Raw genomic sequence first — 13,654 nt, 5'->3', positions numbered from 1 at the left:
CTGCCGCTACGGATGAATGTGTTTCGGAGATACGACATTCGGCCGATTCATTCGCCGGAAAAATATGTCTTGGAAATCGACGGCAGAGCAAAGAACCCCCCAGGGTCGTCAGCTGAAGAATATTCGCACCGAGCGTGCCACTCAAAGGGTTCGAAAGGGACAGCGTCCGGAATTGATCTTTCGATATTCGATCAACGAACCCCCCATGGCTCCGCCACCTTCGAACAGATTTCCAGCATAAACAGGGAATATATGCAATGTCAACCAATTGTGCCGCCCGTCAAACGGCCGGCACCGGACGGCGTCCGGATAGTTTCGATCAAACGATCGAATTCCGCTGCTCACGCTCATGCACAAGCAAAAAGGTGATTCCACCTCGTGGGAGCACGAGGCGGAATCACCCTTTTTGCGGTTCGAGCCGTGCGGTCAGACGGCCGGATTCAGGTCAACCTGTTTCTCGGGTTCGGCCACCGGAGCCGCCGGCGGCCGCCGGAAGTTCAGCGTGACCAGCACGATGAGCAGAATGCCCGCCACGGTGACCCACATGGTGGTGCGCAGCCCGTCGGCGGTGGCGACGCGCAACGCCTCACCGGTCAGCCCCTCGTGCCCGGCGTTCAGGACCGCCACCAGAACGGCGAGCCCGACCGCGGCGCCGACCTGCTGGCCGGTCGAGGCGATCCCCGAGGCGATGCCCTGGTTCTCTTCCGCGACACCGGTGGTCGCCGCCGAGTACATCGCGGTGAAGATGGTGCCCTGGCCGATGCTCAGGACGAACACACCCGGCACCAGCGCCAGGTACGAACCGGTCGCCGAAATGGTGACCGCGAAGGCCGCAGTGCCGATGGCCCCGGTGATCAGCGCGATGATCAGCGTGGTGCGCGCCCCGAGCCGGGTGACCAGCTTCCCGCCGGACAGGTTGCCGATCAGCACGCCCACACACGGCGTGAGGAAGGCGATCCCGCTCAGCGTCGCGTTGTAACCGAGCACCGACTGGAAGTAGACGGTGTAGAAGTAGGGCAGTGCACCGAACGTCCCCATGAACACGAAGACGACGACGGTACCCGTACTCAGGTTCCGGTTGCGCAACAGGCGAAGCGGCAGCAGCGGGTCGTGGCCGCGACCCTCGATGACGAGGAACCCGGCGAGCACGATCACCGCGATGGCCCCGCCGATCAGGATCGGCGGCGAGGTCCAGCCCGACACCGGTCCCTGGACGAGGGTGAACACCAGCAGCGTCGCCCCCACGGTCGCGGTCAGCGCACCGGGCAGGTCGAACTTGCGCCGGGCGCCCTGCCGGTCGGCGTCCTTCGGGATGATGAAGAAGGTGAGCAGCATGGCACCACCGGCGAGCGGGACGTTGGCGAAGAAGATCGACGCCCAGCCGAAGGCGCCGGTCAGCACGCCGCCGAGCAGCGAACCGAGGATCATGCCGCTGCCGCCGGCACCGCCCCAGATCGCCAGCGCCCGGTTGCGCTCCGGTCCTTCGGCAAAGGTGGTGGTGACCAGGGAAAGCGTTGCCGGGGCGAGGAAAGCGCCACCGATCCCCTGCACAGCACGCGCCACGATCAGGACCGTCGGGTCGCTCGCGAGCCCGCCGGCGAGCGAGGAAACCGCGTAGAGGAACAGCCCGAAGGCGAACACCCGGCGGCGGCCGAACAGGTCGGCCGCACGGCCGCCGAGCAGCAGGAAGCCGCCGAAGGCGACGGCGTAGGCACTGACGACCCACTGGAGGGTGTGCGCGGAGAAGCCGACACCGGAACCGATGTCGGGCAGCGCCACGAAAACGATGCTGTAGTCGATGGCGTAAATGCACTGGGCGAAAGCCAGCAGGGCCAGGATCCAGCCGAGGCGTCGGCGGGACGGCGTCTCGGCGCCGGCGACAGCAGGAGGCATTTTTGTGCCTATCCTTTCTGGGGGTGGGTTCTTCGGGCCGAGCTGGTCGACGAAATTTCCGGAAAGCGTGAGGTCAAGATTTGTCCCAAGTGGACAGTGCCGCTACAATGGGAAAGAGAACCCGCGCCGTTGCGGATCATGGGCCCGCCGGCATCCGGCGGGCAGGGGCAACACAGTGCCGCGTTCTATTCTCGCACTCCGGCGGTCACGGGCGCCAGGTGTTTTCGGTGTTCGCTTGACCCCCTCGGTCGTATTCGGTGCCGGCTATCGGTGTCCGGCGGTCGTTTTCACCTCGGCCGGGTGCGGCTCGAGGTGGTCGCGGAACCATTGCACGACCGCGGCGTCGAGCTCGTCCCGTTCCGCCCGGTCGTCCGGGAGATGGCCGCGGGAAAGGCGGATGAATCGCACGGTCTTGCCCAGCCCGGTCAGCGTCTCGTACAACCGCTCGGTGCCGTTGATGCCGACAGTGGTGTCGTTCACCGCGTGGGCCAGCAGCAGCGGCGCCCGGACTTCGGCCGCGTGGGTCAGCGGGCTCGCCGTCCTCAGCCTCGCCAGATCCGCCGGATCACCGACGTCCCCGATCCACTCCACGACCCGCCGGCTCCACGTCGGCGGCAGGGACCGGACGTCCTCTTCGAGGTCGGCCGGCCCGCAGATCGCGACACCGGCCCGCCAGTACTCCGGCAGCCTGGTCAGGCAGCTGAGCGCCGCGAACCCGCCGTAGGAGATCCCGTGGACACCGAGCCGGTCGCCGTCCACCCCGTCGAGGCTCCGGAGAAAACCCGCGGCGGCTTCGAAATCGGCCAGGTCACCGCCGCCCCAGTCGCGGTAGATCAGCCGCTGGTAGGCCAGCCCCCGCCCGGTCGACCCCCGTACGTTCGGCGTCAGCACGGCGATTCCGGCTCGCACCAGCCGCTGGATCAGCGGGTCGTGGACCGGCAGCGCGGCCCATTCCGGACCGCCGTGGATGCTGAGCACCGCGGGAACGGGACCGGCCACCGGACGCGGGCGGTACAGCAGCCCGGATATCTCGAGCCCGCCGGTTCCGGTGAACCGGACCGTTTCCGGCGCGACGAGGTCGTCCGGCAGCCCGTCGCCGAAGCCGGTGAGCGGGCGCGTCTCGCCGGAGGTCGGGTCCACCAGCAGGAATTCGGTCGCCCGGTCGCCGGCACCGACCTGGGCGAGCAGCCGGTCTCCGGCGAACCGCGGCACGTAGCCGTCGTAGCCGAACGGCTGGGAGGCGAATCCGGGCAGTTCGACCGCGGTCTCCGACGTGCACAGGATCGTGCACTGGTCCTGCGGCAGGGCCCAGACGACCTGCGGGCCCACGATCACGTTCTCCACGTCGGCGTCCGGCGTGGCGATCCACTCCAGCGCCCGGCCCGGGACGAGCAGGGCGGCCCCGAGGAAGTCGCGGCCCTCCGTGGTGCACAGGTAGATGCCGTCCTCGTTCCACCCACCCGGCTGGTACTTCGCCGGGCCCTCGTGCGGGGTGAGGTGCCGGATCCGGCCGGTCTCGAGATCGCAGGTGAACAGGTCGTGGTCGGTGTTCTGGTGGAACCTCAGGACGAGCAGGTACCGGGAGTCCGGCGAGAAGAACATCGGCACGTAGCGGTCGTCGCCCTCGAGGACCATCCTGGTCTCGCCGGTCGTCAGGTCCCGCACGTAGACGTCCAGGCAGGTGACGTCACGCGCGCTGGTCGCGTAGGCGAGCAGCCGGCCGTCCGGGCTGTACGGACGGCTCGAGCTCGAATACGGCACGCCGATCTCGCGCCGGACACCGGGTTCCGCGGCCAGCCACTCCACCTCGCCGGTGCCGGGATCGAGCTCGGCCAGCCGGTAGTCCTGGCCGCCGGTCACGTCCGTCACGACCAGCAGGCGCGACTCGTCCGGCCGCCACGCCAGCCGGGTGACCGCGCCGTCGATCGGGAACATCCGCCGCTCCCCCGCCCAGGTCTGGAACCACGGCTGCGGCCGGCCGGATTCGTCGCCGACGTAAGCGAAGCCGTCTTTCGCCGGCCACGCACCCCAGACGGTCATGTGTGCGCCGCCAGCGCGAGCTGGATCGTCGCCGCGGTGACGATCCCCCGGTGGAACAAGTCGAGGTCGAGGTTCTCGTCGGGGGCGTGGTTGGCCTCGTCGGCGTTGGCCATGGGCACGCCGTAACAGGGAACGGCGAGCCCGTCGCCGAGCACCGCGATCGGCAGGCTTCCCCCGATCGAGGGAAGCAGCAGCGGCCGCTGCCCGTGCACGTCCTCGACCGCCTGGACGATCGTTCCGGTGTAAGGGGTTTCGGGCAGCGTGGTGGACGGGGCCACGGCCGCGTCGGGCACGAATTCGACGTCGGGAGCGTACTTCTCGACGTGCCGCCGGATGGCCTCGGCGACCTGCGCCGGGGTCTGACCGCCGACCAGCCGGGCCTCGCACCGGGCGACGGCGACGTCCGGGATCACCGCGCGGTGGTCCCCGGAGTCCTCGCAGCTCAACGAGTTCACGGTCAGCGTCGGCACCGCCAGGCGTTCGTGGAAGCCCAAGCCGGCCGGCGGCTCCATGCCCGTCACCCCGATCGCTTCGAGTGTTCCGGCCAGGTCCACCGGGAGATCGGTCAGCGCGGCACGCTGCCCGTCGCTCAACGGCGCGACGTCGTCGGCGAACCCGGCGACGGTCACGACCCCGTCCGCCGTCCGCATGGTGGCCAGCAGCTGCACCAGTGCCCACGCGGGGTTCGGCGCGACGCCGCCCCAGTGCCCCGAGTGCAACGGCCGGTTCGCGCCCCGCGCACGCAGCTCGAACATGAGGATTCCGCGCATCCCGAGGACCACGCACGCCCGGCCCGAGTCGTGCACCGGCCCGTCGCTCCAGACCACCAGATCGGGCCGGCCGACCTGGCGGACGGCCGCGGCGAGGTTGGGGCTGCCGATCTCCTCTTCGCCGTCGAGCAGCACCGTGACCCGGCAGGGGTATCCGCCGGTGAGGTCCCGCAGGGCACGCAACCCCAGCAGCTGCGCGAGGTTCTGTCCCTTGTTGTCGCCGGTGCCGCGCCCGTACATCCGGCCGTCACGGATCGACGGCACGAACGGCGGCGTCGTCCACAGTTCGAGCGGGCCGGGCGGCTGCACGTCGTAGTGACCGTAGATCAGCACGTGCGGCCCGGGTCCGTCCGCCGTCCCGATCAGCGCGGGCCAGCCACCGGTCTCGGCTTCGCGCGCCTCCAGACCGGACGCGCGGAGCAGCCGGAGACCGTGTGCCGCGGCCTCGGCCATGCCCTCGCCGGTCCGGCTCACGCTCGGCCGGGAGATCCAGTCCGCCAGCTCGGCGACCAGGTCCCGGTCGTTCACCCACGCCCTGAGCTGCTCGATCACCGGACCTCCAACTGATTGCAGAAACTGATATCGATGTTAGTCAAGCAAACTGGTGACGGCTTGGCAAGGTACAGTGCAGTCCGTGGAAGCGACTGTCGAAGAACTCAAGGCGCTCGGACACCCGGTCCGCTGGCGCATCCTGCGGCTGTGCCTGAACCGCTCGCTGACCAACAAGCAGCTGTCGGTCGAGCTCGACCTCGCTCCCGCGACCACGCTGCGGCACATCCGCGCCCTGGTGAAGACGAACTTCCTGGCCGCCGAACCGGTGTGCACCGGGGAGAACGGCGCACTGCAGCGGCCCTATCGCGCGACCGCGCGCACCTGGGGGCTGACGATCATGCCCGACGACGCCGGCCTGGGCCAGCAGGTGGACCTGGCCGTGCTCGGCGCCCACCGCGCCGAACTGATCGCCGCCGGAAAGGACTCCGGCCGCGGCGCCAAGCGGGGCGTCCTCCGGTTGCGCCCGGAGTCCGTCGACTCGCTCCGCCGCCGGATGCAGGAACTGATCGCCGAGTACACCGACGAACCCGATGGCGAACCGCTGAGCTACCTGTGGTCGCTCGCCGCCCAGGCGCAACTCGACCATGCCCCACGGAAGAGTGACGACAACGCCGATTGACCGATAGGCGTGCCCGATGGTTGACTGATTTCGTTCCGCCACCGGACGAAGACGACTGTCGGTCGCGTCCGCTCTCACTTGGCACAGCACAGGTTCCGCGGCCGTCACCCACACCGCAGGATCCGATGGCGTGGGCCGCCGAGCATTTCGGCAACCCACGCCCGAAGACGACGACAATGGGAAGAATTGAGGGAAGATCTTCCGGGCTCGTTTCCCGGCAGACCTTCCGCAAGAAAGGGCATGGAATGAAGATTGTCATCGCCGGCGGCCACGGCAAGATCGCCCTGCGATTGACTCGGCAGCTCGCCGGCCGCGGCGACTCGGTCCTGGGCATCGTGCGCAATCCCCGGCACGTCGCCGACGTCGAACGGGCCGGCGGGGAAGCCGTCGTGCTCGACCTCGAGCACGCCACTGTGGACGAGGTGGCCGCCACCCTGGCCGGCGCGGACGTCGCCGTCTTCTCGGCCGGCTCGGGCAACGCCGCCACCGCCGCGCGCCGTGACCGGATGGACCGGGCCGCCGTGGTGCTGGTCATGGACGCGGCGGAACAGGCTGGTGTGCGGCGGTTCCTGCACGTCAGCTCGATCAACGTGGGCTGTGCCGACGACCCCGGCATCGGCGAGGGGTATGCCGTCTACCTGCAGGCCAAGCGCGCCGCCGAACAGCACATCTTCGATCGCGACAAGCTCGACTGGACGGTCCTGCGGCCCGGCGTGCTCGCCGACGGCGACGGCGACGGCACCGTCGAACTCACCGCCGGGAACCCGATCGCGCCGAAGCGCGCCCGGTTCGACCAGGTCGCCCGGGAAGACGTCGCCGCCGTGCTCGTGGAGCTCATCGACCGGCCCGGCACCGCCGGCCGGATCTACGTGGTGGTCGGCGGCGATACCCCCATCGAGAAGGCGATCGACGTCTAGCGCGAAGCTGCCGGCGACCTGCCGCGCAGCCGAGTCCTGGGGAGGCTTCCGTGATCACCGTCCACTCGATCGACGACCGGGCAACGGTTCTGCGCAAGGCATTCGCGTGCTTTCCCAGCGGCGTGACGGCCCTGTGCGCGTTGTCCGGCGGCGAACCGGCCGGGATGGCCGTCAGCTCGTTCACCTCGGTGTCCTTGGACCCCGCGCTGTTGTCGGTGTGCGTGCGGAACGCCTCGGCCACCTGGCCGGCCCTGCGAGCCTCCCCGCGCCTCGGTCTCAGCGTCCTGGGCGAGCACCAGGCCGCGGCGGGCCGCAGGCTCGCCGCGAAGACCGGCGACCGGTTCGCCGGCGTGGACTGGCAGGCGAGCGACGACGGTGCCCTGTTCGTCCTCGGCGCCTCGGCCTGGTTCGACTGTTCGATCCAGGCCGAGGTGCCGGCCGGCGACCACACGGTCGTGTTCCTGGAGGTCCACGGGCTGCACGCGGACCCCGACGTCCCACCACTGGTCTTCCACGGCAGCCGGTTCCGCCGCCTCGAGACCGACGAGCTCGCAGTGGGGGCGTCGTGAGTGCCGATCGTTGGGGCGAATCTCGTTGGTGCGGCCGGTCATACTGAAAGTCATGCAAGCCGGAAGAATGGCCGACGGCACGCATTGACCCGCACAAGGCGCTCTGCCGGCACGCGCACACGGTTCTGTCCGACCCAGCCGGGCCGGCCTGGCTGACCACCCTGGCGGCCCACCCGAACAGCACTGTCCGACCCCGCCGCCACCGTCGTGCAGACCAGCGACCCGAGACGGCTGGACGTCCTGGCCGACGCACTGGGCCAGGTACATCCCAGCGCCGTGCACGACATCACCCGCGCCCTGAGCCGGGTCGGCGACCCGCGGGTCGCGCCGGTGCTGATCGAGCACCTCCGCCACCGCCGCCCTGGCCGCTTCGCGGCCGCGGAAGTCCTCGGCAACCTGCGCGTCACCGAGGCCACCGGCCCGCTCATCGACATCCTGCGCGAATCCGGCGCCGACGCGTTGCCCGTGGTGGAAGCGCTGGGCAAGCTCGAAGCACTGGAGGCCGCGCCGGCGATCGTCTCGCTGCTCGACCACAGTTCGCCCGACGTTCGCACGAGCGCCCTGCTGGCACTGAACCGGATCGGCGGGCCGCTGGCGACTCCCGCCGGCCTCAAGGCCACCGACGACGTCCACCCCGTCGTCCGGGCCCGGGCCTTCCGCGTACTGGCCAAGCACGGCGATCACCGCGCGCTCGGCCGGTTGGCCGCCGCCTGCGACGGCCGGCACGTCCACACCGCCCTCACCGGCCTGGCCCGCCTGGCCGACGACTCGCTCGCGCCCACCTTGGTACAGGTCCTGCGGACCACCGGCGAACGGCGTGTCCGCAAGCTCGCCGGACGAATCCTCGCCCGCATCGACACGGGGCACCACCTGCCCGGCCACGACCCCGACCCGCTCGTCCGCCGCGTCATCGTCTGGGTCATCGGCCAACGAGCCGACCCGGCCTACATGTGGACGCTGACCAATGCGCTCAAGGACGAGGACGAGCTGGTCCGATCCCGCGCCGCGACGGCACTCGGGCGGATCACCCACGAGAAGGCGCTCCCGCTGCTGACCGAGGCACTACGCGACCCCAGGCCACGCGTCCGGGCCACCGCCGCGACCGCACTGGGCCGAACCGCCCCGGACGGCCTGCGTTCCCTCCTCGCCGACACCCTGGCCGACCCGCACCTGGCGGTCCGGTCCGCCGCCGCCGCGGCACTGCGAGCGACCGCTCACTGACTTGTCCTCTGTGGATGGTCAGCTCAGTTCGCCGGCCGTCCGATTATCCTCGATGCGGTCGCCGAGGCAGCGATGTCAAATCTGGCCGTAGCGTCCCTTTTGGACGGTTGCCGACTGCGCCTCTTCCGCCGGCACCCTCGGCATTCGTGTCGAACAATGGTGACCTCCGCCGGCAGGCCGGTCTCCTCGGTGATCTCCCGCGCGACGCACTGCTCCGGGGGTTTCGCCGGGCTCGATCCGGCCCCTGGCGGCTCCCCTCCGTCACGTCGGTACCGCCGAAAGCGCATTCCACGGCACCCGTCGTCGAACGTGGAATGCGATTCACGCAGTCACGTGTCCGGTACTGGCCACCCCCGGCAGGCTCACCGTCGACGATCAGCCCGGCTGGCGCATGCGCCGCATCGGCAGTCGTACCAACGCATTCCCGCGGCCGTGGCAGCACTGACCGGAATCGCCCCGGTTAAAACTGCTCCTTTTCGGTGAACAATTTTACGTCCTTCCGCGACGCCCGGGCGATCGCCGTCGAAATCCTCGACTTCCCGGCGAATGCGCACGTCCGCGCGGCCCCGGTGTCCTGCCGGACAGAAATTCACAAAGCAGCCACCGCGGGCTACGATCGCTTGACTGGGGTGGTTGTCCGAGCATGTCCGTTATCTCACTCGTCGTTTTGGCCGGCCACCGGAATGGGGGAATTTGTCATGCTCTTCCACGTCTTGGGCCCGCTCGAAGTCTCCGGTTCGCGCAAGCCGGTGAGCCTGAGCGCCGGCCGCCAGCAGGTCGTCCTCGCCGTCCTGCTGCTGGAGGCCAATCGCCTGGTCCCGGTGCACCGGCTGGTCGACGCCGTGTGGTCGGACGCGCCGCCGTCCACCGCGCGCGGGCAGATCCACACCTGCGTGTCCGGGTTGCGCCGCCGGTTCGAGACAGCGGGGCTGGGCGGGCGCATCGGCACGCGGCGGCCGGGTTACCTGCTGCGGGTCTCCGACGACGAACTCGACCTGCACCGGTTCGACCGTCTCGTCGCCGAGGGACGCACGGCCGCCGCCGCGGGCCGGCCGGCCGAGGCGGCGCAACGGTTCCGGAGCGCGCTCGGGCTCTGGCGCGGCGACGCCCCGTTGAGCGGCATCGAAAGCGACCTCCTGCGCGCGGCCGTCACCAGCCTGACCGAGCGCCGGCTGAGCGTCATCGAGGAGTGCCACACCGTCGAACTCGCTCAAGGCCGCCACCACGAACTGGTCGATCAGCTGCTGCCACTGGCGGAACGCCATCCCCTGCGCGAACAGCTGCACCACCAGCTGATGCTGGCGCTGCACCGCTGCCGGCGGCCCGGCGACGCGCTCGCCGCCTACCGCGCCATCCGCCGGAGGTTCGTCGCCGAGCTCGGCATCGAGCCGAGCGGCGCGCTGCGCGACCTGCACGACTCGATCCTGCGCAACGACACCGCCCTGGATCCCCCGCCCGCGCCGCGGGCCACCGCCGTCCCCGCGGCCGCGGCGCCGATGGTCCCCCGCATGCTGCCGGCCGGCAACCCGTACCTGACCGGCCGCGACGACGTCGTCACCACGGTCGCCGGTCTGCTCCGCGGCAGCGGCACGGGCGGGGTGGCCACGGCGGTGCTCGCCGGCCGCGCCGGGGTCGGGAAGACCGCGCTGGCCGTGCACATCGCGCACCGGGTCGCGCCCGGGTTCCCCGACGGCCAGCTCTACGCGCGGCTGGACGACGAGCACGGCGAGCCGGTCCGGCCCGAGGCCGTGCTCGAACGGCTGCTGCGGGTGCTCGGCGTGCCCGCGGCGGCCGGGAGCCGCGACGAGCTGGCCGCGCGGCTGCGCAGCGCGCTCGCGGGACGGCGGATCCTCGTGGTGCTCGACGGCGCCGTCGACGAAGCGCAGGTGCTGTCCCTGCTGCCCGGCTCCGCCACCTGCGGCGTGCTCGTGACCAGCCGGCACCGGCTCACCGGGCTGTCCGGCGCGAAAGTGGTCGAGCTGGCGGAGCTCACCATCCAGCACGCCACCGAACTGCTCATCCACCTGCTGGGCATCGCCCGCGTCTCCGCCGAACCCGCCGCCACGTTCGACCTGATCGAACTGTGCGGCGGGCTGCCCCTCGCGTTGCGCATCGCCGGTGAGCGGCTGGCCGCGCGGCCGCACTGGAGCATCGCGGAGCTGACCGAGCGCCTCGGCGACGGGCAGCGGCACCTCGACGAGCTGAGCCACGGGCCGCTCGACGTCCGCCCCGGCATCGCCACCGCCTGTGCCCGGGTGGGCCCGTCCGCGCAACGGCTGTTCCGCCTGCTCACCCTGGTCGACGGCGAACACTTCCCGACGTGGGTCGCCGGGCCGCTGCTCGGCGACCCGGGCCGGGCGGCGGGCGACGACCTGGAGGCGCTGGTCGACGCCCAGCTCGTCGCCGTCGACCGCCGATCCGGGCCCGGTACCCACTACCGGATCCCGAAGCTGCTGCGCAGCTACGCCCGCGAACTGCTCGTCCGCAAGGAAACCCCGGCGACCCGGGCGGCCGCCTCGAGCCGGCTGCTCGGGGCCTGGCTGCACCTGGCCGAACAGGCGCACAGCCGCGCGGTGGGCCACTCGGTCCCCGTGCTGCACGGCGACGCCGAGCGGTGGCCGCTGCCCGTGCCGCTCGCCGACCAGCTGCTCCGCCACCCGCTGGAATGGTTCGAGACGGAGCGCGCCGGCGTGGTCCGCGCCGTCGGGCAGGCCGCCGACCTCGGTTCCGCCGAGCTGTGCTGGGACCTCGCGGTCACGCTGGCCGGGCTGATGCGGGCTCGCGATCACCTGGAGGACTGGCGCGAGACGCACACCACCGCGCTCACCGCCTGCCGCCAGGCCGGCGACCGCCGCGGCGAGGCCGTCATCCTGTACTCCCTGGGGACGCTCGACATGGTCGAGCAGCGCTACGACGAGGCGTCCGGCCGGCTCGCCCTGGCCTTGCGCGCGTTCGAAGAAATCGGTGACGACAAGGGGCGGACGCTGTGCCTGCGCGGTGTCGCGTTCCTCAGCCGGGTCGGGTCGGAGCCGCTGCTCGGCGGGCGTGCCACGCGCTGAGCAGCAGGCCGCCCGCGCACAGCAGTTCCGCGACGACCAGGCAGACCCGGCTCCCGATCGCCGCGACGGTCGCCGCGGGCACCGGCAGCACCGACCCCAGCGCGGCGATGATCACCAGCTCCCGCACGCCCGCGCCGTCGGGGAGCACCAGGGTCAGCGCCCCGGCGGCCGACGCGAAGGCGTACCCCCCGACCGCGGCCGCCAGCGCCGGCCCGGGCGGCGCGCCCAGCGCGAACGCGAGCAACCACAGGTGCAGGCCGCCCACGAGCCACGCGGCGGTCTGCACCAGCACCGCCTGGCGCAGCAGGCGCGGCTCCGGCCGGTCCGCCAGTGGAGCGCGCCGGAGCAGCCGGGCCGCCCGATCGGTCAGCCGCAGCACGGTTTCCGGCCGCCACAGCACGTACGCGCCGAGCAGCAGCGGCACCACCAGCCAGGGCCAGGACGCGCCCAGCACCAGCGGTGCGGCCAGCAGGCCGACCGCCGTCGCCGAGAGCAGGTTGATCACGGCGACCAGCAGGTAGGCGGCGACGACCCGCCCCGCGTCGACCCCGGTCCGCCGGCCGGTGTGGGCCGCGGCCAGTGCCTGCCACCACGGCCCGGGCAGGTACGTGCCGGCGATCGCCGCGAAGCAGATCCGGGCCCCGGTGGCGAACCCCAGCGGGCTGCCGAGGGACGCCAGCACCCGCCGCCAGGTCTGCACCCCCAGCAGCAGCCAGGCGGCGAGCGCGAGCAGCGCCAGCACCAGGCACCACTTGGCGGCGGGCCGGGCGAGCAGCCCGGCGATCTCCGCGCCGTGCCCGGCGACGACGGTGGCCGCGCCCACCGCGACGGCCGAGAGGAACACCGCCACCAGGACCTTCCGCAGCACCGCGCGGACCGGGCCGGTCATCGCGCGGACCCGCACGGCAGGGACACGGTCAGGTCCTGGGCCTGGTGGTCGGACAGCCGCGGGTTCGGCCGGAACGCGTACCGCGCGACGTCCACCTCACCCCGGGTGAACACCCAGTCGAGCCGCCACAGCCGGGGCATCCCCCACCCCGTGTCCGCCAGCGGGAACGACGACGGCAGCGGGGCGCCCTCGGTGAGGTCCCGGGCTTCGACGCCGTCGCCGAGCGGGATGAGGCTGCCCATCCACGGCGAGTTGAAGTCGCCCGCCACGAGCAGGGGGTTGCGGTTGCCCGCCAGGTCCGCGCGCAGGGCGCCCAGCTCGGTCTGGACGCGGTCGTACTGCCCGTGCGCGAACGAGTAGAACCGGCCGGTGAACGGGCTGAGCCGGGTGTCCACCGGCTGCGGCAGGTGCACGTTGTAGAGCGAGAACACGCACCCGCCGACCCGGACGTCGGTGCGCTGCGCCTTGTTGCCGTGCCAGTACCAGGAGTCGGGCTCCGGGCCGTCGCGCCGCGGGTGCGTCCCCACGACCGGCAGCCGCGACAACGTGACCAGCTCGCCTTCGACGTTCACCTGGTAACCCGGGAACCGGGCGCGCAGCGTGGGTTCGTCGTCGAGCCGGACGGGCCCGTTGTTCCAGTGCAGGTGCTCGCCGAGCAGGTAGACGTCGGCGTTCTGCTGCTTCAGGTACGCGTAGAACGCGTCCGTGCCGTCGCCGCCGCGGAAGTCCTTGTACCCGGTCCCGGACTCCCAGTAGCCGGTGTTCCAGCTGAAGATCCGCAGCACCGGCGCACCCGGCCGCGGCGCGGTACCCGGGCCGGCCCCGCCGAACCCGGCCAGCGGGGTGCCCGCCACCAGCACGGCGACGAGCACCAACGCCGTCCACCGCGGCCGCGGCCGGACGGACGCGGCGAGGAGCAGCAACAGCAGCGGGACGACGAACAACAGCAGCGGCGGAACGGGTTCGACGAACATCCACAGCCACCAGCGCCCGGTGAGCAGCACGTGCGCGGCGAAGAACAGCACCCACAGCACGGTGGCGGCCCGGAGCGTGCGGCTCAGCCGCCGCCGTGGCGGTGCGGGGGTTTCGGTGTCCACAGGGGACACGACTTCGGTCATGTCGGCA

Annotated in this window: 11 protein-coding genes; 5 read left to right on the top strand and 6 right to left on the bottom strand. The window is 71.5% G+C overall.

The window, feature by feature from the left end; translation table 11 throughout:
• Window positions 1-426 precede the first annotated feature (426 nt).
• The 3 genes from OG570_RS32190 to OG570_RS32180 all read right to left on the bottom strand — a co-directional run bounded on the left by OG570_RS32190 (window position 427) and on the right by OG570_RS32180 (window position 5,255).
• Complete coding sequence (locus OG570_RS32190) at window positions 427-1,893, bottom strand: MFS transporter (RefSeq protein WP_326952818.1); 1,467 nt, start codon at window positions 1,891-1,893, stop codon at window positions 427-429.
• Between the two features lie 264 nt (window positions 1,894-2,157).
• Window positions 2,158-3,933 carry a S9 family peptidase gene (locus tag OG570_RS32185; RefSeq protein WP_326950207.1) on the bottom strand — a complete coding sequence of 592 codons (1,776 nt, stop codon included), beginning with the start codon at window positions 3,931-3,933 and terminating at the stop codon, window positions 2,158-2,160.
• On the bottom strand, window positions 3,930-5,255 hold the full coding sequence (locus OG570_RS32180) for a M20/M25/M40 family metallo-hydrolase (protein WP_326952817.1): 1,326 nt from the start codon (window positions 5,253-5,255) through the stop codon (window positions 3,930-3,932). The genes OG570_RS32185 and OG570_RS32180 overlap by 4 nt, the downstream gene beginning before the upstream one ends.
• Window positions 5,256-5,337: 82 nt before the next feature.
• Between OG570_RS32180 and OG570_RS32175 the strand changes: the two genes are divergently transcribed.
• The 4 genes from OG570_RS32175 to OG570_RS32160 all read left to right on the top strand — a co-directional run bounded on the left by OG570_RS32175 (window position 5,338) and on the right by OG570_RS32160 (window position 8,581).
• Window positions 5,338-5,874, top strand: coding sequence for an ArsR/SmtB family transcription factor (locus OG570_RS32175; protein WP_326950209.1), 537 nt, complete (start codon window positions 5,338-5,340; stop codon window positions 5,872-5,874).
• Window positions 5,875-6,119: 245 nt separating this feature from the next.
• Window positions 6,120-6,791: an NAD(P)H-binding protein gene (locus OG570_RS32170; RefSeq protein WP_326952816.1), complete on the top strand. Its 672-nt coding sequence runs from the start codon at window positions 6,120-6,122 to the stop codon at window positions 6,789-6,791.
• Window positions 6,792-6,841: 50 nt separating this feature from the next.
• Complete coding sequence (locus tag OG570_RS32165) at window positions 6,842-7,360, top strand: flavin reductase family protein (protein WP_326952815.1); 519 nt, start codon at window positions 6,842-6,844, stop codon at window positions 7,358-7,360.
• A 207-nt stretch (window positions 7,361-7,567) separates the two neighbouring features.
• Window positions 7,568-8,581: a HEAT repeat domain-containing protein gene (locus tag OG570_RS32160; protein WP_326952814.1), complete on the top strand. Its 1,014-nt coding sequence runs from the start codon at window positions 7,568-7,570 to the stop codon at window positions 8,579-8,581.
• Between the two features lie 23 nt (window positions 8,582-8,604).
• Here the strand turns inward: OG570_RS32160 and OG570_RS48390 are convergent, their stop codons facing one another.
• The gene (locus tag OG570_RS48390; protein WP_442788202.1) at window positions 8,605-8,868 is read right to left on the bottom strand and encodes an NUDIX domain-containing protein; all 264 of its coding nucleotides are present in this window, start codon (window positions 8,866-8,868) and stop codon (window positions 8,605-8,607) included.
• A 411-nt stretch (window positions 8,869-9,279) separates the two neighbouring features.
• On the opposite strand from OG570_RS48390, the gene OG570_RS32155 reads away from it, so the two are divergent.
• Complete coding sequence (locus OG570_RS32155) at window positions 9,280-11,640, top strand: AfsR/SARP family transcriptional regulator (RefSeq protein ID WP_326952813.1); 2,361 nt, start codon at window positions 9,280-9,282, stop codon at window positions 11,638-11,640.
• On the opposite strand, the gene OG570_RS32150 is transcribed toward OG570_RS32155, so the two are convergent.
• Together OG570_RS32150 and OG570_RS32145 are read right to left on the bottom strand one after the other, a co-directional pair.
• Window positions 11,591-12,529, bottom strand: a complete 939-nt coding sequence (locus tag OG570_RS32150; protein ID WP_326952812.1) for a lysylphosphatidylglycerol synthase domain-containing protein — start codon at window positions 12,527-12,529, stop codon at window positions 11,591-11,593. The two genes, OG570_RS32155 and OG570_RS32150, sit on opposite strands and share 50 nt — an antisense overlap.
• Window positions 12,526-13,647, bottom strand: a complete 1,122-nt coding sequence (locus OG570_RS32145; protein WP_326952811.1) for an endonuclease/exonuclease/phosphatase family protein — start codon at window positions 13,645-13,647, stop codon at window positions 12,526-12,528. Before OG570_RS32145 ends, OG570_RS32150 begins: the two co-directional genes overlap by 4 nt.
• Window positions 13,648-13,654 lie beyond the last annotated feature (7 nt).

The organism is Amycolatopsis sp. NBC_01286, assembly GCF_035982555.1.
Taxonomy (GTDB): Bacteria; Actinomycetota; Actinomycetes; order Mycobacteriales; family Pseudonocardiaceae; genus Amycolatopsis.
This window is presented reverse-complemented; position numbering and strand designations above follow the sequence as displayed.

Coding starts and splice junctions, on each gene's coding strand:
- OG570_RS32170 (WP_326952816.1), top strand. CDS start 6,120: ATGAAGATTGTCATCGCCGGCGGCCACGGCAAGATCGCCCTGCGATTG.
- OG570_RS32145 (WP_326952811.1), bottom strand. CDS start 13,647: ATGACCGAAGTCGTGTCCCCTGTGGACACCGAAACCCCCGCACCGCCA.
- OG570_RS32190 (WP_326952818.1), bottom strand. CDS start 1,893: ATGCCTCCTGCTGTCGCCGGCGCCGAGACGCCGTCCCGCCGACGCCTC.
- OG570_RS32185 (WP_326950207.1), bottom strand. CDS start 3,933: ATGACCGTCTGGGGTGCGTGGCCGGCGAAAGACGGCTTCGCTTACGTC.
- OG570_RS32150 (WP_326952812.1), bottom strand. CDS start 12,529: ATGACCGGCCCGGTCCGCGCGGTGCTGCGGAAGGTCCTGGTGGCGGTG.
- OG570_RS32155 (WP_326952813.1), top strand. CDS start 9,280: ATGCTCTTCCACGTCTTGGGCCCGCTCGAAGTCTCCGGTTCGCGCAAG.
- OG570_RS48390 (WP_442788202.1), bottom strand. CDS start 8,868: ATGCGCTTTCGGCGGTACCGACGTGACGGAGGGGAGCCGCCAGGGGCC.